At 63.5% G+C, this 20,068-nt stretch carries 19 protein-coding genes; 17 read left to right on the forward strand and 2 right to left on the reverse strand.

The window, feature by feature from the left end; genetic code table 11:
- The first annotated feature begins 1 nt into the window (after position 1).
- The 13 genes from QMF81_RS10050 (at position 2) to QMF81_RS10110 (ending at position 14,954) form a co-directional block, all read left to right on the forward strand.
- Entirely contained in the window at positions 2-289 is a 288-nt protein-coding gene (locus QMF81_RS10050) for a DUF503 domain-containing protein (RefSeq protein WP_281750668.1), read from the forward strand.
- A gap of 1 nt (position 290) precedes the next feature.
- Positions 291-635 (forward strand): 30S ribosome-binding factor RbfA, encoded by a 345-nt coding sequence (gene rbfA, locus QMF81_RS10055; RefSeq protein WP_281750669.1) that lies wholly within the window; start codon positions 291-293, stop codon positions 633-635.
- Positions 607-1,593 (forward strand): bifunctional oligoribonuclease/PAP phosphatase NrnA, encoded by a 987-nt coding sequence (locus QMF81_RS10060; protein ID WP_281750670.1) that lies wholly within the window; start codon positions 607-609, stop codon positions 1,591-1,593. The genes rbfA and QMF81_RS10060 overlap by 29 nt, the downstream gene beginning before the upstream one ends.
- Complete coding sequence (truB, locus tag QMF81_RS10065) at positions 1,572-2,468, forward strand: tRNA pseudouridine(55) synthase TruB (RefSeq protein WP_281750671.1); 897 nt, start codon at positions 1,572-1,574, stop codon at positions 2,466-2,468. Before QMF81_RS10060 ends, truB begins: the two co-directional genes overlap by 22 nt.
- Positions 2,469-2,515: 47 nt before the next feature.
- On the forward strand, positions 2,516-2,785 hold the full coding sequence (gene rpsO / locus QMF81_RS10070) for a 30S ribosomal protein S15 (RefSeq protein WP_281750672.1): 270 nt from the start codon (positions 2,516-2,518) through the stop codon (positions 2,783-2,785).
- 137 nt (positions 2,786-2,922) lie between these two features.
- Complete coding sequence (pnp, locus tag QMF81_RS10075) at positions 2,923-5,100, forward strand: polyribonucleotide nucleotidyltransferase (RefSeq protein WP_281750673.1); 2,178 nt, start codon at positions 2,923-2,925, stop codon at positions 5,098-5,100.
- Between the two features lie 81 nt (positions 5,101-5,181).
- Positions 5,182-6,045, forward strand: coding sequence for a DMT family transporter (locus tag QMF81_RS10080; RefSeq protein ID WP_281750674.1), 864 nt, complete (start codon positions 5,182-5,184; stop codon positions 6,043-6,045).
- 90 nt (positions 6,046-6,135) lie between these two features.
- Positions 6,136-6,486 carry a prepilin-type N-terminal cleavage/methylation domain-containing protein gene (locus QMF81_RS10085; RefSeq protein WP_281750675.1) on the forward strand — a complete coding sequence of 117 codons (351 nt, stop codon included), beginning with the start codon at positions 6,136-6,138 and terminating at the stop codon, positions 6,484-6,486.
- Positions 6,487-6,488: 2 nt separating this feature from the next.
- Positions 6,489-9,347, forward strand: a complete 2,859-nt coding sequence (locus QMF81_RS10090; RefSeq protein ID WP_281750676.1) for a transporter substrate-binding domain-containing protein — start codon at positions 6,489-6,491, stop codon at positions 9,345-9,347.
- A 9-nt stretch (positions 9,348-9,356) separates the two neighbouring features.
- On the forward strand, positions 9,357-10,439 hold the full coding sequence (locus tag QMF81_RS10095) for an HD domain-containing phosphohydrolase (RefSeq protein ID WP_281750677.1): 1,083 nt from the start codon (positions 9,357-9,359) through the stop codon (positions 10,437-10,439).
- Positions 10,439-11,518, forward strand: coding sequence for an FIST N-terminal domain-containing protein (locus QMF81_RS10100; RefSeq protein ID WP_281750678.1), 1,080 nt, complete (start codon positions 10,439-10,441; stop codon positions 11,516-11,518). Before QMF81_RS10095 ends, QMF81_RS10100 begins: the two co-directional genes overlap by 1 nt.
- Positions 11,518-14,214, forward strand: a complete 2,697-nt coding sequence (locus tag QMF81_RS10105) for an EAL domain-containing protein (protein WP_281750679.1) — start codon at positions 11,518-11,520, stop codon at positions 14,212-14,214. The genes QMF81_RS10100 and QMF81_RS10105 overlap by 1 nt, the downstream gene beginning before the upstream one ends.
- Positions 14,211-14,954 carry a UPF0280 family protein gene (locus tag QMF81_RS10110; protein ID WP_281750680.1) on the forward strand — a complete coding sequence of 248 codons (744 nt, stop codon included), beginning with the start codon at positions 14,211-14,213 and terminating at the stop codon, positions 14,952-14,954. The genes QMF81_RS10105 and QMF81_RS10110 overlap by 4 nt, the downstream gene beginning before the upstream one ends.
- Here the strand turns inward: QMF81_RS10110 and QMF81_RS10115 are convergent.
- Complete coding sequence (locus QMF81_RS10115) at positions 14,951-15,916, reverse strand: hypothetical protein (protein WP_348772174.1); 966 nt, start codon at positions 15,914-15,916, stop codon at positions 14,951-14,953. The two genes, QMF81_RS10110 and QMF81_RS10115, sit on opposite strands and share 4 nt — an antisense overlap.
- 24 nt (positions 15,917-15,940) lie before the next feature.
- The gene (locus QMF81_RS10120; protein WP_281750681.1) at positions 15,941-17,104 is read right to left on the reverse strand and encodes a DegT/DnrJ/EryC1/StrS family aminotransferase; all 1,164 of its coding nucleotides are present in this window, start codon (positions 17,102-17,104) and stop codon (positions 15,941-15,943) included.
- Between the two features lie 101 nt (positions 17,105-17,205).
- Here QMF81_RS10120 and QMF81_RS10125 point away from each other — a divergent pair, with 101 nt between their 5' ends.
- The 4 genes from QMF81_RS10125 to QMF81_RS10140 all read left to right on the forward strand — a co-directional run bounded on the left by QMF81_RS10125 (position 17,206) and on the right by QMF81_RS10140 (position 20,010).
- On the forward strand, positions 17,206-17,466 hold the full coding sequence (locus QMF81_RS10125) for a glutaredoxin family protein (protein ID WP_281750682.1): 261 nt from the start codon (positions 17,206-17,208) through the stop codon (positions 17,464-17,466).
- Positions 17,463-17,816 carry a ferredoxin-thioredoxin reductase catalytic domain-containing protein gene (locus tag QMF81_RS10130; protein WP_281750683.1) on the forward strand — a complete coding sequence of 118 codons (354 nt, stop codon included), beginning with the start codon at positions 17,463-17,465 and terminating at the stop codon, positions 17,814-17,816. The genes QMF81_RS10125 and QMF81_RS10130 overlap by 4 nt, the downstream gene beginning before the upstream one ends.
- A 53-nt stretch (positions 17,817-17,869) precedes the next feature.
- Entirely contained in the window at positions 17,870-19,270 is a 1,401-nt protein-coding gene (gene gltX / locus QMF81_RS10135) for a glutamate--tRNA ligase (protein WP_281750684.1), read from the forward strand.
- Positions 19,271-19,413: 143 nt separating this feature from the next.
- Positions 19,414-20,010 (forward strand): superoxide dismutase, encoded by a 597-nt coding sequence (locus QMF81_RS10140; protein ID WP_281750685.1) that lies wholly within the window; start codon positions 19,414-19,416, stop codon positions 20,008-20,010.
- Positions 20,011-20,068 lie beyond the last annotated feature (58 nt).

A 20,068-nucleotide genomic window follows, 5' to 3' on the forward strand; every position in this document is an offset into this window, starting at 1 on the left:
CATGTACATTGGGGCGCTGCGTTTGGAATTCCGTTTGCACGGCGTCTTCTCCCTCAAGGAGAAACGCCGTATCGCCGCCAGCCTCAAGCAGAAGCTGCGCAACAAGTTCAATGTCGCTGTGGCGGAGACAGATTCCCAGGACAGCCATGGGTCCTTGGTGCTTGGGGTGGTCACGGTCAGCGGCGACGCCACCCACGCCCAAGGGCTGCTCCACAAGGCCGTGGCCATGGTCGAAGCTGCCACCAGTGAAGAGCTCATCGCCGCAGACATCGAAATTTTTGGAGACTGATATGCACCGCGCCACAAGCCGCCGTGCCATACAAATGGCCGACCAAATCCTGCAGGTCCTTGCCCGCATCCTCGTGGAAGAGGTGGAAGATCCGGCCGTGCGCTTGGTGACGGTCACCGGCGTGCGCCTCAATCGGGACTTCAGCATCGCGGAGGTGCTCTTCACCCACGTGGAAGGCCGCGCGGTGGAAGCCCGCACGGCCCAAGGGCTCAACCGGGCAAAAGGGTTCCTGCGCCTGCGTCTCGGCCAAGAGTTGCGGCTGCGCGCGGTCCCTGACCTGCGCTTTACCTGGGATACCTTCCTGGAGGAAATGGTGTATGATCCCCCCGCTGCACCCCATCGCTGACGCCATCCGGCAATACCACCATTTCCTCGTCACTTCCCATGTCAATCCCGACGGAGACGCCATCGGTTCCATGCTCGCCATGGGCAATATCTTGCGCGCGCTCCACAAAGAGGTCGTCGTGTACAACGAATCCGGGCTGCCGCGCCGCTTTGACTGGATCACCGGGGGCGAGGCCATTGTCTCCACGCTGCCGGCCCACAAGCCCGAGGCCATCATCGTGCTCGATTGCGGCGACGTCCGTCGCCCGGGAGAGACCATCCAGCCCTGGCTCACCACGCTGCCCATCATCAATCTGGACCACCACCTGGGCAATTCCCATTTTGGCACCTACAATTGGGTGGATCAGCGCATGGCCGCCACCGGCGAGATGGTGGGCATGCTCGCCCGGGTCTTTGGCATCCCCTTTGCCGGCGCCCTGGGCGAGGCCCTGTACTTGGCCCTGACTGCGGACACCGGCGATTTTTGCTACAACAACACCCGGCCCCAAACCCTGGAGATGGCGGCGGAGATCCTGCGCCAAGGCCTCAAACCCGGCCCGTTTTACGAACGCAAGCACTCCACCGGCACCCTGGCGCAGATCCAGATGCGCGGGGAGGTGATGCAAAAGGCCCAGCTCTTCGGCGACGGCCGTATCTGTCTCTTCCAGTTCACCCAAGAGCTTTTTTCCCGCACCGGCACCACCCCCGAGGACACCGAAGGGCTCGTCAACGAAGGGCTGGCCATCCGCGGCGTCCTGGTGTCCGTGAGCCTGCGGGAAGAGCGCGACCGGATCAAATTTTCCCTGCGCTCCAAGGGCGAGATCAATGTCCAGGCCGTCGCCATCCGCTTTGGCGGCGGCGGGCACCGCAATGCTGCCGGCGGCAATCTCGCCACCACGGACATGGACGAGGCCATCCGCACCCTCACCCCTGCAATCACGGCGGAATTGGAGAAGGCATGCAGCACCACGGCATCCTGATCGTCGCCAAACCTCCGGGGCTCACCTCGGCCCAGGTCACCAACCGCATCAAACGCCTGGGACAGCGCAAGATCGGCCACGCCGGGACCCTCGATCCCATGGCCACCGGCGTCCTGGTGGTGCTCCTCGGCCATGGGACCAAACTCGCCGAACACCTCAACACCGGCACCAAGGTCTACCGCGGGGTCTTGCGTCTTGGCCGGACCACCGATACCTACGACCGCGAGGGCACGGTGACGTCCGAGGCGCCGTGGCAGCACGTAGATTCCGATGCCGTGCGTCGTCTCATCCTCTCCTGGACTGAGATCACCGAGCAGGAAGTGCCGCCCGTATCCGCGGCCAAACACGGAGGCAAACCCGGATACCTCTTGGTGCGCCAAGGCATTACCCCGCCTGCCAAGACCAAGCCCATTACCATTTTTTCCGCCCAGGTCCTGCGCGTGGACCTGCCGCGGGTCGAATTTCGAGTCACGTGCTCTACCGGCACCTATGTTCGGTCCCTGGCCCACAGCCTGGGGATGCGGCTTGGGTGCGGCGCCGTGCTCGAGGAACTGGAACGCGAGGCATGCCATCCATTTACCCTGGATCAGGCCTTGAGCCTCGAGGAAATCCTCGCCGCAGGCGAGGACCTCGGCCGCCTGGTCATCCCGTTGGCCGATGCCCTGCCCCATTGGCCGCGCCTCACCGCCACCGAGGCGCAAGCCACGCTGGTGCGCCAGGGACAGATGCTGCCTGCCGGGATGTTTCCCGGCGTGACGGCGGCCCCGGGGGACAAGGCCCTCATGCTGGATTCCAGCGGCGCGGCCCTGGCCCTCATGCAGGCCAAGATCCACGGGAAGACGGTGGTATGGCGTGTGCTGCGCGGCCTATGGTAGGCCCAGTTCCATGGTCCATCACCCTAACCAAATAGAAGGAGATCGCTGTGGTCCTGACACCGGAACGAAAAGCGGAAATCATCAAGGAATTCGGAAAGTCGGAAGCCGATACCGGCAGCCCTGAGGTCCAGATCGCCCTGCTTTCGGCGCGCATCGACTACCTCACCGAGCACTTCAAAAGTCATCCCAAAGACCATCATTCGCGGGTAGGGCTCTTGAAACTCGTCGGCAAACGCAAGCAACTGCTCTCCTACCTGCGCTCCAAAGACGTGCAGCGCTACCGCGACATCATCACCAAGCTCGGTCTGCGCAAGTAACCCCACGGGCGGGGCTCCCCCCCGCCCTTTGCCCTCCCGCCCCAGGGTTTCGTGTTGCTGTTCAGGAAGCGAAACGTCGTTTTCTGCACGCATCACCAAACCCGCAAGGGGAGGGCCAACCCCTTGAGGAGTATATCATGTCTGGATTTTCCACGACCACACGCACCATTTCGTGGGCAGATGGGTCCATCACCATCGAACACGGCCGCCTGGCCCTGCAAGCCAGCGGCGCGGTCACCGTGCGCTGGGGCGACACCATCGTGCTCGTCACCGCCACCCATCAGGCCCTGGACCGCGCCGTGGACTTCCTGCCGCTTACCTGCAACTACCAGGAAATGCTCTACGCCGCAGGCCGCATCCCCGGAAGCTACTTCCGCCGGGAGATCGGCCGCCCCAGCGACCATGAGACCCTCATCTCCCGCCTCGTGGACCGCCCCATCCGGCCGCTTTTCCCCAAAACCATCAATCACGAGATCCAAATCATCGCCACGGTCATCTCCTCGGACCGCGAACACCCGGCGGACATCCTCGCCATGCTGGGGGCCTCGGCGGCCCTGCACATCTCGGACATCCCCTTTGCCGGCCCCATGGCTGCGGTGCGCATCGGCCAAAAAGACGGCGCCTTCATCCTCAACCCCACCACCAAGGAGATGGCTGCCAGCACCCTCAATCTGGTGCTGGCCGGCACCCGGGACGCTGTCGTCATGGTGGAGGGCGGGGCCCAGTTCATCCGCGAAGACGTGCTCGCCGAGGCCATCGCCTGGGGACACAGCCAGCTTGCCCCCTTCCTCGATGCCCAGGAGTCCCTGCGTGAGGAACGCGGCCGGGCCAAGTTTGTGGTTCCGGAAGCGGTCCACGACGCCGAACTGGAGGCCGCAGTACGGGAAGTGGCCATCGCCCCCCTGGACGAGGCCCTGCGCGTGCCGACCAAGCTCGCCCGCAAGGAGGCCAAGGCCGCGGCCAAGGAGACCATCCTTGCCGCCCTGCGGGAACGCTTTGCCGAAACCCCGGAACGACTGGCGCGGGTAGGCGAAATCCTGGAAGCCTTGGAGAAGGAATTGGTGCGCCGCCGCATCCTCGAAGAAGGCCGCCGCATCGACGGCCGGGACCTGACCACCGTACGGCCCCTGACCATGGAAGTGGGCGTCCTGCCCCGCACCCACGGCTCCGCCATCTTTGCCCGCGGCGAGACCAAGGCGCTGTGCACCTGCACCCTAGGAAGCTCCCGGGACGAGCAGCGACTGGAGACCCTAGGCGGCGACGTGGCCAAGCGTTTCCTCATGCACTACAATTTCCCGCCCTACTGCGTGGGCGAGGCCCGACCGCTGCGTGCCCCCTCCCGACGCGAGGTCGGCCACGGCGCCCTCTCGGAACGGGCCCTCGCTCCTATCTTGCCAGACCCACACTCCTTCCCCTTCACCATCCGCTTGGTGTCGGACATCATGGAGTCCAACGGCTCCTCATCCATGGCCTCAGTATGCGGCGGCTGCCTCGCTCTCATGGACGCAGGCGTGCCCATTACCACCCCGGTGGCGGGCATCGCCATGGGACTCATCAAGGAAGGCGACCGCTATCTGGTACTCACCGATATCCTCGGGGATGAGGACCACCTCGGCGACATGGACTTCAAGGTGGCCGGCAGCCGCGACGGCGTCACCGCCATCCAGATGGACATCAAGATCGCCGGCATCCCGGCGGAAGTCATGCGCCAGGCCCTGGCCCAGGCGCGCGAGGCCCGCATTTTCATCCTCGATGCCATGGCCAAAGTCCTGCCCGCCCCGCGGGGCGAACTCTCCCGCTTTGCGCCCCAGACGGATACGGTCCACATCTCTCCGGACAAAATCCGAGAGCTCATCGGCCCGGGCGGCAAGAACATCAAGGCCATCTGCGAGGCCACCCAGGCGGACATCGACATCGACGATTCCGGCAAGGTGAGCATCTTCGCCCCGGACCAGGAAACCCTGGCCAAGGCCCGGGAAATGGTGCTCTTCTACGATCAAAAGGCCGAACTGGGCCGCGACTACGACGGCATCGTCAAAAAAGTCATGGATTTCGGCGCCTTTGTGGAGATTTTACCCGGCCTGGAGGGCCTGTGCCATATCTCCCAGTTGGACCGCGCCCGAGTCCAGACCGTTACGGACGTGGTGCGCGAAGGCGATGCCATCCGCGTGCGGGTCATCGACATCGAACCTTCGGGACGCATCAAACTCAGCCGCAAGGCCATCCTCCAAGAGGCCGCGGGCGAAGCCCCAGACCCGGTGGAGCGCCAAGCCCCGCGCAGCGGCGGGCGGCCTCGCGGCGGCGGACGACGCTAGATACGCCTTGGACAAACACCCCTATCCACATCCGACAGCGGGGCGAGAAATCTCGCCCCGTTGTTCCGTCAGGGAGACGCCATGCACCGCAAGGAAGCCACTGCCAACCTCCTTTTGTGCCTCACCGCCCTTATTTGGGGATTTGCCTTCACTGCCCAACGGGTGGGCATGGACTTCATGGGGCCGCTCACCTTCAACGGGATCCGCTTCCTTTTGGGCGGCCTCACCCTCATCCCCCTAGCCTGGGGGTTGGGGGAGCGGGCATTGCCTGTCCCCTGGATGCTTCGCCGCGGTATGGTCCTCGGAGTGGTGCTCTTTCTCGGCGCCTGGCTCCAACAATTGGGCATCTGCTGGACCACCGCCGGTAACGCGGGATTCATTACTGGCCTCTACGTCCTCCTCGTGCCGGTTCTGGGCTACCCTTTTGGCCAGCGCGCCGGACTCGGCACCTGGGTGGGCGCATGCTTGGCCCTCACCGGCATGTATCTGCTTTCCGTTACCGAAGATTTCTCCATGAGCCGCGGCGATATTCTCGTTCTCTTCTCCGCCGTGTTCTGGGCCGTGCACGTGCTGGCCATCGGTAGGTTCAGCGCAGGACTTCGCGCCGGAGAAGCGGTCATCCTTTCCATCATCCAGTTTCTCACCTGCGGTCTCATCAGCCTTACCGGGGCGCTGGCTACCGAAACCATCGCCCTCCATGGACTGCGCCAAGGGCTGATCCCCATTCTCTACGGCGGCCTCGGTTCCGTGGGGGTCGCCTACACCCTGCAGGTCATTGCCCAGCGCCACGCGAGACCAGCACCGGCGGCCATCATCCTGAGCCTGGAGGCGGTGTTCGCCGCCCTGGGCGGCTGGGCTGTTTTGGGAGAAACCATGACCCTGCGGGCCATGCTCGGCTGCGGTCTCATGCTTCTTGGCACCATCACCGCGCAACTACGGCCATGATTTTGCTTCCCTCGGCAAACCGCCGTTTGCCGAAAACTGCTAGCGTTACGCCCAACCTTGTGGCATGGAGATGAAAACCAAGGAGGCCGTATGCGGCAGGCAGGATTTACGCTGGTGGAACTTCTGGTGGCGGTCGCCATCGTGGGCATCCTCGCGGCCATTGCCATCCCGCAACTGGTCAAATACCGCATTCAGGGGGCGCTCGCCCGGGCGCAAAGCGACCTGCGCTCCTGCATGATGCTGGCCGCCAGTCAAGAAGTCATCGATGGCATCCAAAACTACACCTGCTCCAACATGAGCGGAAATCTCCTGACCTGCACCGTCTCCATCTATGTCGCCAACGGCACCACCACCCTTTCAGTGCCCTGCCAGCAGAACTACGACGGCGTGACCATCAATTGCTCCATCACCGCCAATGTGGCGGTCTGTACGCCTCAATAGCCATGCGGTCCATCACCCTCCTCGTCCTCCTGTGCCTGCTCGCCCCTGCTCTGTGCTGGGCGCAAAAGCTCTCCTTCTCCGCGGAAGAAAAGGCCTATCTGCTCCAGCACCCTACCCTCACCGTGGTCTTCGACCGCAACTATCCGCCCTTCGAATATCTGGAAAACGGAGAGTTGCAGGGCTTTACCCGCGGGCTCATGGAGCTTGTGGAGCAGCGCATCGGGGTGCACCTGCGCTTCGTCGCCCCAAACACCTGGACCGAGGCCCTGGAAAGGATGCGCCAGGGCGAGGCGGACATCGTCACCAGCATTGCCTTCACCCCAGAGCGCGCGCAGTTTCTCCTCTTCACCAAGCCCTACCTTTCCCTGCCCCTCGGGATCATCGTGCGCAAGGAAAGTCCCTGGTCGGACATGGAATCCTTACGCGGCCGCACCATCGCCCTTGTCCGCAACTATGCGGGCTCGGTGAAGGTCCGCCGCAGCCTCCCCGACGACTACGCCCGCTTCATCGAAGTAGGCACCGTCGCCGAGGCGCTCATGAAAGTGGCCTTTGGAGAGGCCGACGCCGCCATCCACAACACCGCGGTGGCGACCGATGTCATCCATCGCCTGGGCATGACCACCCTGCGCATGGCCCAATTCTTGGATCACCGCGTAGATCTCGGCCTCGCCACCCGCCGGGATGCGCCGCTTCTGGCAAGCATCCTCGACAAGACGCTGGCATCCATCTCCCCGGAAGAATGGCAGGCGCTGCGGCAGCGCTGGCTTCCTGCCGAGCTCCCCATGGACCCTGCCGTACGCCGCGCCCTCATCCTTGCAGCTACCGCGGGCACAGGGATCCTCCTGGTGCTTACCGCCACGGCCCTTTTTCTAACCCGACGGCTGCGCGCCCGCATGCGGGAACTCGAGGCTGCTCACGCCCAGGGGCAGGCCGCACTCCGGCGTCTGGAAATCGCCCTCGAGGCCACCGGGGCCGGAGTGTGGGAGCATGACCTCACCACCGGCACTGAGCAGCACTCCGCCTCCTCCTGGTACCGCATGCTCGGCTACCCGCCCCCAGAAAAGGAAAGCAACGGCTATGCCCAATGGCAACACCTCGTCCACCCTGAGGATCTGCCCCACGCAGAGGCCGCATTCTTCCGTTTTCTCCAAGATCCCAGCGTGCAACGATACACCGCCCGATTCCGCATGCGCGCAAACGATGGCTCCTGGCGCTGGATCTCAAGTTTCGCCCAAGCCCTCACGCGCGACGCCGCCGGCACACCCACCCACGTGGTGGGTGTTCACCTGGACATCCACGATCAGGAGGAAACCCGGCAGCAGCTCATGCGCAGCAAGCGGCGCCTGCAGGCCGTACTCGAGCATGTGCCTATGGCCTTTGCCCTTTTCCGCCGCACGCAAGACCAGGTCTTCCTCATCGAAGAATCCAATCCCGCTACCACAGAAAGCATCGGCGTGGACTCTCACACCGTGCTGGGCAAAACCCTCTTCGAGGCCTTTCCACGCCTGGCATCCACCCAGCTTGCCCCACTCCTCCACAAGGTGCTCGACCAACACGCCCCGCACATCGAGGAGGACTTCCGCTACGTCAACCGCCTGAACCAAGAGCACTTCTACACCGTCATCGCCTTTCCGGTGGACACGGATCTCGCAGGCATCTTTTTTCGCGACATCACGGCACAGCGCCTTGCCCAACAAGAACGCGAAGATGCGCTACGGCTTTTCACCACAGTCTTCCACCTCTCCCCCGAGGCCCTCGCCCTGATAGACCGCCACAAGACCATTCTCCATGCCAATGCGACCTTTACGCAGCTCACTGCTGGTGCCACGGTCCCCCCAAAAATCCTGGACGAGGTCCGCATCCTCCCTGGAGAATTGCGCGCCGCCCTCTGCACGGCAGTCTTCGATCACGGGGAAACCGTGCGTCAGGATGCCCAAGGCATTCGTGCGGACGCTAGCTCCATGTCGCTCTCCATCACCGCCTGCCCCCTTGTGCTCCACGACGAAACGCATATGCTGCTTGCCCTGCGCGACATGACCGAACACCACCGCATTCAGGAACTTCTGATGCAAACGGAAAAAATGCTCTCTTTGGGCGGCATTGCCGCAGGCATTGCCCATGAGATCAATAATCCGCTGGGGATCATTCTGCAGAGCGCCCAAAACGCCGAGCTGCGGCTGCGCCCAGATTTTCCCAAGAACCGCCACGTGGCCGAAGAACTCGGCGTGGTCCTGGACGACGTGCACCGCTACATCACGGCTCGGGGTATTCCTGGCTTTCTTGCCGACATCCGCGATGCTGGCGGCCGAGCGGCAAGCATCATACGCACCATGCTCGATTTCGGCCGTAGGAGTGAATCTCGCCGCAGTATATGCGCCGTCCATGACATGCTGGAAACCGCCATTGCGCTGGCCAGCAAGGACTATGACCTCAAAAAACACTATGATTTCCGACATATTACCATCGAACGCGACTACGCCCCAGCGCTGCCGCCAGTATTCGTCACGCAGACGGAAATCGAACAGATCATGCTCAATCTGCTTCGCAACGCAGCCCACGCCTTGCACGAGGCCCCGCCCGCCGAAGGCCCGCGCATCCATATCACCACCAGCTACCACGAGGGGACGATACGCATCCGCATTGCCGACAACGGCCCAGGTATCCCCCCGGAGATCCTGCCCCGTATCTTCGAGCCCTTTTTCACTACCAAGCCCCCAGGCCACGGTACTGGGCTTGGGCTCGCGGTGTCTTATTTTATTGCCCAAAACCACGGTGGCCGACTGTGGGCCGAATCCACGCCAGGCCAGGGGGCGGAGTTCTTCCTGGAACTTCCTGCTGCCCTCGAGCTCACTCCAGCCTAAGGAGGTCTCATGCGCGTTCTCGTCGTGGACGACGAACCCGCCCTACGCCGCTCCGTGCGCGCCTACTTGGAAGATTTGGACCACCAGGTGCTGGAAGCGGAAAACGGCCAAATGGCCTTGGAGATCCTTGCCACCACACCCGTGGACGTGGCCTTAGTGGACCTCAACATGCCGGTGCTGGATGGCTATGCGGTCATCGAGGCCACGCGTCGCAGTCACCCTGAGATGCCGACGGTGGTCATCTCCGGCGTCGGAGTTGTGGAAGAGGCACTGCGTGCAGTGCGTCTGGGCGCGTGGGACTACATCACCAAACCCATCCGCAACTTCGACCTTCTGCTCTACACCTTGAACAAGGTCATGGAGCGGGCCGCACTCCTGCGGGAAAACCGTCGCCACCAAGAACATCTGGAAGAGCTCGTGACCCAGCGCACCCGTGAACTCGAGCGTACCCGCCGCCAGATCATGCAGCGCCTGAGCCGTGCTGCGGAATACAAAGACAACGAAACCGGCAACCACGTCATGCGCGTGGGCGAAATCAGCGCGGTCCTCGGTCGGGCCATGGGGCTTTCCGAGGAACGCTGCCTGATGCTGCGCGACTGCGCCCCGCTGCACGATATCGGCAAGATCGGCATCCCGGACGCCGTCCTCCTCAAGCCCGGCAAACTCGACCCCGAAGAATGGGCCATCATGCAGCGCCACTGCTTCTACGGCTGTGAGATCCTCTCCAGCCTGAAAAGCCGCGACGAGGCTCGGAAGCATTGCCTGCACTTCGACGAGACCGACCCCGATGACAACGAACTCTTGCACCTGGCCCGCATCCTCGCCCTGCTGCACCACGAACGCTGGGATGGCTCTGGCTACCCCTTGGGGCTCAAAGGCGAGCACATCCCCATAGAGGCGCGCATCGTGGCCTTGGTGGACGTCTACGACGCTCTTTCCAGCGAACGGCCCTACAAGCCTGCCTTTCCCGAGGAGCGTTGCCTGGCCATCATTGCCGAAGGTCGATGCACCCACTTCGACCCGGCCATCGTCGACGCCTTTTTCCAGCACATCGAGGAAATCCGCGCCATCCACGCTCACTGGCAAGACTGATGTTCCGCACCTGCCACACGCACTCCGCAGACTGGTACGACCTGCCGCAAAAGCCTCCTTCCGCCATCCTCCTCTGGTGGGCAGAAGTCCCGGACGCCATGGTCCAGGACGCCGCCGCTGCCCTTCGGCGACGCTACCCAACTGTCCCGATTCTTGGCTGCTCCACCGCAGGCATGATTGAAGGAAGCCGCCTTCACAGCCACGGGATCCTCGCCGTGTTCTGGTTTCTCCCGGAAAAGACACGCGCCGTCCATGTTCGAGCCCGGGGGTTAGCCTCGGAATGGACCCTTGCCCGCAAGCTGGCCGATGCCCTAGGCCCAGCTCCGACAGGCCCGATCATCATCATGGCCGAAGGACTCCACCTCGACGGGGAACGCCTCACCCGCGCCCTCTGCGAGACGCTCCCCCACGCCACCATCGTCGGCGGCATGGCTGCGGACGGAGAACGCTTTCAGCGCACCGTCCTGCTCCAGGATACGGAAATCCTCACCGACGGCCTGGTGGCCATGGCCTTGCCGCCCCAAATAGCGGCAGTCTTCGCCACCGGATGCGGCTGGCAGCCCATGGGGCCGCCCCGCACGGTCACCAAGGCCGAAGGGAGGCTCGTTCTCCAATTGGACGACGAACCAGCGCTCTCCCTCTACGCCCGCTATCTCGGCCCCCATGCGGCAGACCTGCCTGCCAGCGGACACCATTTTCCCCTCCTGGTGTCCGCCCCAGGAGGGGCGCCCGCGCTGCGCAGTCTCATCGCCGTAGACGCCGAGCGCCACGGACTCTTCTTTACCACCGCCATCCCCGAAGGCAGTACCGTGCGGCTCATGCACGCCTCCATGCGGGACGTCCTGGACGCAGCGCGCACTGCGGCCAGGCAAATCCCGCAAGGCTGCACCGCGGCCCTCATGGTGAGCTGTGTGGCGCGCCGCCATGTCCTTGGTCCCCTGGCCGAGGATGAACCCGCCGAGGTGGCCGCCACGCTGGGTGTCCCCATGGCCGGCTGGTATTCCTACGGAGAGATCGCCGCCGCGCCCTGCTCCTTCCGCAATCAAACCATCTGCCTCACGGCCCTCCGCCCACGCTAATGCACCGCCTCCTCGCCCGCCAACTCCGTGACCTCGGCCTCTCGGCAGAGTCCCTCGACCCCAAGCTTGCCCCCCTCGCCGAAGCCGTCAGCAATGCCTACTTCCACCTGGAAGAAGAGATCGCCCTCCAAACCCAGTCCCTGCGCCTGGCCACCCAAGAGCTCGCCGAGCAAAGTCAGCGCCTCAGCGAGACCCAAGAACGGCTCTCCCGCATCATCGAATTTTTGCCCGACCCCACCATGGTCATCGACCACGAAGGCCGGGTGCAGGCATGGAACCGGGCCATGGAGGCGCTCACGCACGTGCCCGCGGTGGAGATTCTGGGCAAGGGGGGGCGATGCTACGCGATCCCCTTCTACGGCTATACACGCCCTATCCTCGTGGACCTGCTGCTCGATCCCTCCCTTCCCGATCGCCATCAGTACCCGGAACTGCACGAAGAAGAGGACCTGCTCACCGCAGAGGTGTTCGCCCCGGCCCTGCGCCAAGGCGCCGGGGCCTTTGTGTGGGCCCGAGCCATCCTCCTGCGGGACTCTTCGGGGAAGGTGGCCGGGGCCATCGAATCGGTCCGCGATATCACGAGCCATAAACGGGACATCGTGCGCGCCCGCATCCTCTACGAGCTCTCTCGACATACCACGGACCTCGGCAGCCTGGACGCCTTGCCGCAAGCTGTGGCGGGTGTGCTTTCCCGGCAGCTGCCGCTCACGGACGTGGCCTTGCGTCTGCGCCCCGAAAACGAAGGCGAGCGCTTCTTCTGCCAGGGCGCCCACAGCGGATTCGCCCAGCGGGCCAGAGCTGCCATGGATCAGGCGGAATCCCTCGGCCGCAGCACCGAAGCGGCGCTCCTGGCCGACGGCTGGGTCATGGCCGCGCCCCTGCCCGCGACGGCACAATTCTCCGGCGCAGTGGCCCTGTGCCTGTCCCAGGCAGGCCGGCTGCTGGCTGCCGGCGGACTGCTGGACCAAGTCGCCGACCAATTGACCCTAGCGGCAACGCATCTCCAACTCCAGGAACAACTGGCGGCGACGCAAGACAAGTTTCAGCAGCTCTTCGACAATGCGCCGCTCGGCATCCTCATGCTGGACCCCCAAGGCCAGCCGCAAGCCGCCAACGCCGCGTTTCTCCATCTCTTCGGCCTCAAGGCCGCAGAGGTCGCGGGCGCCTTTGCCGTGCTCGTGGACGAGGCAAACCAGGCGCAACACGCCGCCCTCGTGCAGCGGGCCCTGGCAGGGGCCAACGTGCATGTGGAGACCAGCCGCCGCCACCGCATGGGACACAGCATCGACGTGGCCATCTTGGGCTACCCCTATCTGGTGGCCGGCCGAGTGGCCGGGGCCTTTTTCCTCTACCAGGACATCTCCCAGCGCAAACGCTACGAGGAAGAACTGGCCTACCAGGCCCTCCATGACCAGCTCACCGGGCTGCCCAACCGCACCTTGTTTCTGGACCGGCTCTCCCAGGCCCTTGCCCGCAGGCAGCGGCGTTTCGCGGCCATGATGCTCGATCTCGACGACTTCAAACGGGTCAACGACACCCTAGGCCACGCCGCGGGAGACACCTTACTCGAACACATCGCCCGGGTCCTCTCCCAAGCGGTGCGCGCAGGCGATACCGTGGCGCGCCTGGGCGGCGACGAGTTTGCCATTCTCCTTGCGGACATCTCGTCTCCCCGGGACGCCGTGCCGGTCATCCGGCGCATCCTCCGCTCCATGAACCAGCCGGTGGATTTGGAGGGACACGCCTACCAGCCTGCCACCTCCATCGGGGTCGTCCTCAATACCGACGGCTACACATCGGCCGACGAAGTGCTGCGCGATGCGGACATCGCCATGTACCATGCGAAAAATGCGGGGAAAAACCGATTCAAAGTCTTTACCCGGCGCATGTATGCCCAGGTGATGCAGGATATGCAGATGGAAAACCACCTGCGCGCGGCCATTGAAAACGGTGGGCTCTCCATCCACTTCCAGCCCATTGTCCAGGTGGCTGACGGAGGGGTGGTCGGCCTCGAAGGGCTGGTGCGCTGGCAGCATCCCCAATTGGGGCCGGTCCCACCTGCCACCTTCGTCCCCCTGGCGGAAAAGGCCAACCTCATCACCCAGCTGACCCAATGGATGCTCAGGACTGCCTGCCGCATCTTTGCCTCCTGGCGCAAGCAGCATCCGCAACTGGCGACCCTCTTCCTCTCCCTCAACCTCTCGGCCCAGGATCTCGCCCACCCCAATCTTGTGACCACGGTGCTCACCAGCCTGCGCGAGGCCCACATGCCGCCGTCCTGCCTCAAGCTCGAAATCACCGAGACGGCCATCATGCGACACATCGAGCAGGCAAGCCACAAACTCCACCGCCTGCGCCAGGAAGGTGTCGGCGTGTGCATGGACGACTTCGGCACGGGATATTCTTCCTTGTCCTACCTGCGCCGCCTGCCGGTGGACACCCTGAAGATCGACCGCTCCTTCGTGAACTCCATGCTGGAAAATCCCTCCAATCGGGAAATCGTGCGGGTCATCTTGGGGCTGGCCCAGGTGCTGCGCCTCACCACCGTGGCCGAAGGCGTGGAAACGCGAGCGCAACTGGACGCCCTCCACCAATTGGGCTGCCCTCTGGCGCAAGGCTACTGCCTCGGCCGCCCCATGGACGCCGAAGCCGCGCTCACCTTCCTTCTGGAGCACGCCGCCCAAGATCCGTCATGAAATCCAATTCCTGGATCCGGAACTACCGCACCCATCCCCACGATCTCACCACCTTCCAAGTGGTCATCGAGGAATCGGACCTGTGGATCGCCGCCCACCAGGACCTCTCCAGCATGGCGGCCGCAGAAATCCGGCGCCTGCGCGGCCAGATCCAGGCCTGGGCGGAGCTCCACCCGGAGTTCTATCCGGCCCTCACCCCACTGCCCTGTCCCCAGCGCGCCCCGAGCATCGTCAGGCGCATGTACCGTGCTGCCGAAGCCGTGGGCGTGGGGCCCATGGCCGCCGTGGCCGGGGCCATTGCCCAGGCCGTGGCCGAGGCCCTGCACCAAGAAAGCCCCGAAGTGCTCGTGGAAAACGGCGGCGACAACTACCTCATCTCCCGCGCCGAACGGGTGGTGGGCATCCTCGACGATCCGGCCGCAGGCATCCACCTCGGCCTGCGCCTTACCCCAAAGGATTTCCCCTGCGCCCTGTGTGCCTCATCGGCGCGCATCGGCCATTCCCTGAGCTTTGGAGATGCGGACCTGGTGGTGGTGCGCGCCGCCGACGCCGCCCTGGCCGACGCCGCAGCCACGGCCCTGGCCAATCGGGTGCACAGCCCCCGCCACGTGCATCGAACCCTCGCCCTGGCGCAAGCGTGGGAAGCAATCGGCATTGAGGGGGTGCTTGTGCGCTGCGGTGACGTGTTCGGCGCGTGGGGAAATCTGGAGCTGGTCGCCTTGGACACCCCGCAGGGCTAAGCCGTCAGCCAGGCATACATGCCGCCGCACACCACAAGGCTGAGCACGCGAAAGGCCTGACTGGCAACGATGAGCTCCAGCGCCAGACGCGGCGCAAAGATCCCGGCATAGTACGGGAACTGGTGCCGAAAGGCGCGCATGGGCGAAGAGACGATGTTGCCCACCACCAGGGCGAGCACCACCTGGCGCTCGGGCAGGGCTGCGGCGTCAAGCAAGGCGCCGGCCGCGGCCATGCCTGCGGAAAGCTCCGCGGCCAATTGGAACAGCACGACGCTCATGGCTTGAGGGGGAACGAGCGCGCTGCCGAGATGTTCCACCGCCCACGCCTCCAGCCACGAAAAGACGCCGGCAGCGGTAAGCCCCTGCAAGGCGAGGTACACCGGCACGGTAATGGCGACGATCTTGCCGATGCGCCGCCGAAAGCGCTTCCATGCCGCGCGCACCACGTCGGCGAGGTCCTGCGGCGCAGGCGGCAGCGCCGGCTCTTCCAGACTGCACCGGCCAAGGCCTCCCAAAAGCAGCCGCGCCACCCCCAAAATGCCGCATGTGCGCAGCAGCGCCGCCCCCACGGTGATGGACAGATACACCACCGCGGCGCGTCCCAGAAGCGGCACGGTCACAAAGACCATGCTTGGCAGATGGAGGAAATACGTGGGCAGGCTGTTGAACAAGTTAGATAAAATGAGTTCGCGCCGACTGATGCGGCCTTCTTCGTAGGCCGAGGCGAGCATGGTATTGGCCGTGTAGCCGGAGACAAAGGCCACGGCAAAGCTGGCTGCGGAAATGTCACAAAAGCGCCCGAGCCGGGCCACAGGCCGCGCCACGCGGGCAAGCCAGCGCGACCAGGACGAAGCCTCGATGAGATTGCCCACCAAGACCCCAACCGCCACCGCCGCCACCAGCTTGACACTCGGCCAAACCACGGTGCGCAGGGCCGCATCCCACGAGGAAAGATCCATCATCGCCAGGCCGCTCCCGCACAAAGATCACCGAACGCTGGTCCCCGCCACGGTCCCGCGCACCGCCGCGATGACGTCGTCCACGTCTGCGTCCGTAAGCTTGGCCGAAAGCGGGAGGCTCACCGTACGCCGGCCCATATCACGGGCGTTGGGGACCATATCCGGACTCCAGCCAAAACGTTCCTGGTAGTAGGGGTGCTCAGGGATACAGAGATAATGCACGCCCACCCCGATATTCTGCCGCCGCATGGCGCCCAAAAACTCGTCCCGAGCAATGCCGCAGCGTGTCTCCTCCACGCCGATGGTAAAGAGATGCAGTCCATGGCGCTGATCCGGCTCCAATGGTGCCGGCAGATCGATGGGCAAATCCGCAAAGGCCTCCATGTAGCGCTGCCAGATCTCCCCGCGTCGCTGCCAATAGCGCTCCACCTTGGAGAGCTGAATGCGGCCCATGGCGGCCTGAATGTCCATCATGTTGTATTTGAAACCCGCCTCGGTGACGTAGTAATGCTTGTAGCCGTCATCGCCGAAACGTTTCCAGGCATCGGCGCTCATGCCGTGTAAGGCGAGCACCTTGATGCGGGCCGCGGCCTTTGGGTCCGCGGTAATGACCATGCCGCCCTCACCGGTGACCACGTTTTTGGTGACGTAAAAACTGAAGCAGCCAAACTGCCCCATGGTGCCGGCCTGACGGCCATGGTACTCGGTTTCGATGGCGTGGGCGCAGTCCTCAATAACGATCAGATCATGCCGCTGGGCAAGCTGCATGAGGGGGTCCATGGGGCAGGCGCGGCCTGCAAAATGCACCGGGAGGAGCGCACGGGTACGTGGGGTGATGGCCGCAGCCACCGCCTCGGGGTCGATGTTGCCGGTGGCGGGATCCACGTCCACGATGACCGGGGTCGCACCGGCATGGATGATGGCGTTGACCGTGGCGCAAAAGGTCATGGCCGTGGTGATGACCTCGTCTCCTGGGGCGAGATCCGCGGCAAGGAGCGCCAAATGCAAGGCCGCGGTGCAGGAATTGACCGCCACCGCATAAGGCGCCCCCTTGTAGGCCGCGAACTCGCTCTCAAAGGCCGCCACCTGCGGACCGGTGCCAATCCAGCCGGATTTGAGGCACGCAAGGACCGCATCCATCTCATCGGCCTCAATGCGCGGCGATCCAAAAACCAAAAAATCTTGACGCATACTCTTCTCCCTGCCGGGCATGGACGCCCTCGCACAAATAGACTACCCAGACACCGGCTCGGGGGCTATACCAGCCCCATCCTAGACGCAAGGAGGAAACCATGTCGCAACCGGCCCCCATAACCCTCTACGCCCTGAGCACCTGCATCCATTGCAAGCACACCAAGGAATTCTTGGATCGCTGCGGCGTCACCTATGACTGTATCTTCGTCGATAAATTGACCGGAGATGAACGGAAAACCATGGTAGAGCACATCAAAAAAATCAATCCTAAACTTTCTTTCCCGACACTTTCGATCAATGGACAAGTGATCATCGGCTTCAAAGAGAAAGAAATCGAGGAGGCATTGCGTAACTTATGACCACGAAGGAACTGTACGAAAAGCTCAAAGCGATCCAAGAGCCTAAAGGATATTTCTTCAATAAAGATATGCAAATGACCATGGACCTCTTGGAGAGCCTTTTGGTCAATAAAGAACGCTATGGGTACATGGCCTGCCCATGCCGGCTTGCTTCGGGAAATCTCGATCTTGACCGGGATATTTTGTGTCCCTGCGTGTACCGTGAACCTGATGTAGCGGAATACGGGGCATGTTATTGTGGGCTTTACGTCTCCAAAGATTGGAACGAAGGGCGCATCCCCCATGTCCCGGTGCCCGAACGCCGCGACCCGGAAAAGCTCCTGGCAGCACTTGCGGATGGTGAAGATTGACACACTCCTCGGCCCTGCCTAACCAGGGCCGATTTTTTCGCCCCGGAGGAACCATGTCCATCGTCACCCGTTTTCCCCCCAGCCCCACGGGCTACCTGCATATCGGCGGCGCCCGCACCGCCCTGTTCAACTTCCTGCTGGCCCGCAAGCACGGCGGTCGTTTCATCCTGCGCATCGAGGATACGGATCAGGCCCGCTCCACCCCGGAGATGACCAACGCCATCCTCGAGGGCATGCGCTGGCTCGGCCTTACCTGGGATGAAGGCCCCTACCTGCAAAGCGAGCGCACGGCCATTTACAACGAACACGTGGACAAACTCTTGGCTTCCGGCCATGCCTACTACTGCGACTGTTCCCCGGAAGACGTGGACGCCATGCGCGAACGCGCCCGGGCTGCCGGCCTCAAGCCCAAATACGACGGCCGTTGCCGCGAGCGCAATCTGGGCCCGGGCCCGGGGCGGGTGGTGCGCTTCAAGACCCCGCAGACCGGCAAGATCGTGTTCGATGACATGGTCAAAGGCACCATCGCCTGGGACGTCCAGGAACTCGACGATTTCATCATCCGCCGCGCCGACGGCTCCCCCATCTACCAATTGGCCGTCGTGGTGGACGATGCGCTCATGGGGGTCACCCATGTGCTGCGCGGCGATGACCATCAGAGCAACACCCCCAAGCAGATCCTGCTCTATGAGGCCCTCGGCTATCCCTTGCCCCGCTTTGGCCACGTACCCATGATCTTGGGGCCGGACAAAAAGAAGCTCAGCAAACGCCACGGGGCCATGTCGGTCATGGCCTACAAGGAGATGGGCTTTCTCCCCGAGGCCATGGTCAATTATCTCGCACGCCTCGGTTGGGCGCACGGCGACGACGAGATCTTCTCCCTGGAAGAGTTGCTGGAAAAATTCTCTGTGGAAGGGCTGGGGCGCTCGCCCTCGGTCTTCGACATCCACAAACTCACCTGGGTCAACAGCCACTACATCAAGACCAGCTCGCCGGAGCGCCTGGCACCACTAGTGGCGGAACTGCTGACCCCCATCTTGGGCTGCGCCCCGGACGAAGCCTTGGTGCGCCAGATAGTGCCGCTCTACCAGTCCCGAGCCAAGACCTTGCGGGAGATGGCAGAGGCCGCGGCGTTCTTTTTCGTGCCCACCGTGGATCTCACCTATGATGCCAAGGCTGTGGCCACCCACCTGGGCCCCGAGGCCCGTCAGCACCTCGAGGCCCTGCGGGCAGCCCTGGCGAAGCTCCCGGAGTTCTCCGTCCCCGCCCTGGAAGCAGCCGTGGGGGCCTATCTCAATGCCGTGGGGCAACCCTTCAAGACCATTGCCCAACCCCTGCGCGTGGCGCTTACCGGCGGCACCGTCAGCCCCGGACTCTTCGAGACCATGGCAGTGCTGGGCAAAGAACGCGTCCTGGAACGCCTGCAGCACGCGGCAACCCTGCTGCCTGCCTAAAACCCGCTGCTCTTCCAAAGCGCCCAAGCGCCCCGGGGCACCCTGCCACGAGGCGCTTTTTTTCTGGCCACTCCCTTGACAGACATGGGAATTTGTCCACAATGGCATTGTTTGGACTAACCTATTCCTTTGAGGAGGTTCTCATGCTCTTCGTCTTGCCGGATCTGCCCTATGGTAAAGAAGCCTTAATCCCCACCATCAGCGCCAAGACGCTGGACTTCCATCACGGCAAACACCACCAGGCATACGTGGACAACACCAACAAGCTCATCGCGGGCACGGAGCTGGAAAACAAGACCCTGGAAGAGATCATTCGAGCCACGGCAGGGGACGCCAGCCGTGCAGGCATCTTCAATAACGCCGCCCAGGTATGGAACCATTCCTTCTACTGGCAGTGTATGAAGCCCGGCGGCGGGGGCAAGCCCACCGGCCCCATTGCCGAGCGCATCGAACGCGACCTCGGCGGCTACGATGCCTTTGCCGCAGCCTTCAAGGATGCCGGACTCACCCAGTTCGGCAGCGGTTGGGCATGGCTGGTGGAAAAGGACGGCAAACTGGCCATCATGAAGACCGCCAATGCCGACACCCCCATTGCCCACGGCATCAAGCCGCTGCTCACCGTGGACGTATGGGAGCACGCCTACTACCTGGATTACCAGAACCGCCGCGGCGATTACCTGACGGAATTCATCGCCAAGCTCATCGACTGGGAATTCGTCAACGAACAACTGGCCAAATAATCCTTTCCCAAGAACATGGGCCGCTTCGGCAAAGGAAGCGGCCCATGCTTCCGTCCGG

It is taken from the genome of Thermodesulfomicrobium sp. WS (genome assembly GCF_027925145.1).
GTDB lineage: Bacteria > Desulfobacterota > Desulfovibrionia > Desulfovibrionales > Desulfomicrobiaceae > Thermodesulfomicrobium.

Excerpts from the sequence above, each read along its gene's own strand:
- QMF81_RS10050 (WP_281750668.1), top strand. The coding sequence starts at position 2 with ATGTACATTGGGGCGCTGCGTTTGGAATTCCGTTTGCACGGCGTCTTC.
- rbfA (WP_281750669.1), top strand. The coding sequence starts at position 291 with ATGCACCGCGCCACAAGCCGCCGTGCCATACAAATGGCCGACCAAATC.
- QMF81_RS10060 (WP_281750670.1), top strand. The coding sequence starts at position 607 with ATGATCCCCCCGCTGCACCCCATCGCTGACGCCATCCGGCAATACCAC.
- truB (WP_281750671.1), top strand. The coding sequence starts at position 1,572 with ATGCAGCACCACGGCATCCTGATCGTCGCCAAACCTCCGGGGCTCACC.
- pnp (WP_281750673.1), top strand. The coding sequence starts at position 2,923 with ATGTCTGGATTTTCCACGACCACACGCACCATTTCGTGGGCAGATGGG.
- QMF81_RS10080 (WP_281750674.1), top strand. The coding sequence starts at position 5,182 with ATGCACCGCAAGGAAGCCACTGCCAACCTCCTTTTGTGCCTCACCGCC.
- QMF81_RS10085 (WP_281750675.1), top strand. The coding sequence starts at position 6,136 with ATGCGGCAGGCAGGATTTACGCTGGTGGAACTTCTGGTGGCGGTCGCC.
- QMF81_RS10090 (WP_281750676.1), top strand. The coding sequence starts at position 6,489 with ATGCGGTCCATCACCCTCCTCGTCCTCCTGTGCCTGCTCGCCCCTGCT.
- QMF81_RS10095 (WP_281750677.1), top strand. The coding sequence starts at position 9,357 with ATGCGCGTTCTCGTCGTGGACGACGAACCCGCCCTACGCCGCTCCGTG.
- QMF81_RS10100 (WP_281750678.1), top strand. The coding sequence starts at position 10,439 with ATGTTCCGCACCTGCCACACGCACTCCGCAGACTGGTACGACCTGCCG.
- QMF81_RS10105 (WP_281750679.1), top strand. The coding sequence starts at position 11,518 with ATGCACCGCCTCCTCGCCCGCCAACTCCGTGACCTCGGCCTCTCGGCA.
- QMF81_RS10110 (WP_281750680.1), top strand. The coding sequence starts at position 14,211 with ATGAAATCCAATTCCTGGATCCGGAACTACCGCACCCATCCCCACGAT.
- QMF81_RS10115 (WP_348772174.1), bottom strand. The coding sequence starts at position 15,916 with ATGATGGATCTTTCCTCGTGGGATGCGGCCCTGCGCACCGTGGTTTGG.
- QMF81_RS10120 (WP_281750681.1), bottom strand. The coding sequence starts at position 17,104 with ATGCGTCAAGATTTTTTGGTTTTTGGATCGCCGCGCATTGAGGCCGAT.
- QMF81_RS10125 (WP_281750682.1), top strand. The coding sequence starts at position 17,206 with ATGTCGCAACCGGCCCCCATAACCCTCTACGCCCTGAGCACCTGCATC.
- QMF81_RS10130 (WP_281750683.1), top strand. The coding sequence starts at position 17,463 with ATGACCACGAAGGAACTGTACGAAAAGCTCAAAGCGATCCAAGAGCCT.
- gltX (WP_281750684.1), top strand. The coding sequence starts at position 17,870 with ATGTCCATCGTCACCCGTTTTCCCCCCAGCCCCACGGGCTACCTGCAT.
- QMF81_RS10140 (WP_281750685.1), top strand. The coding sequence starts at position 19,414 with ATGCTCTTCGTCTTGCCGGATCTGCCCTATGGTAAAGAAGCCTTAATC.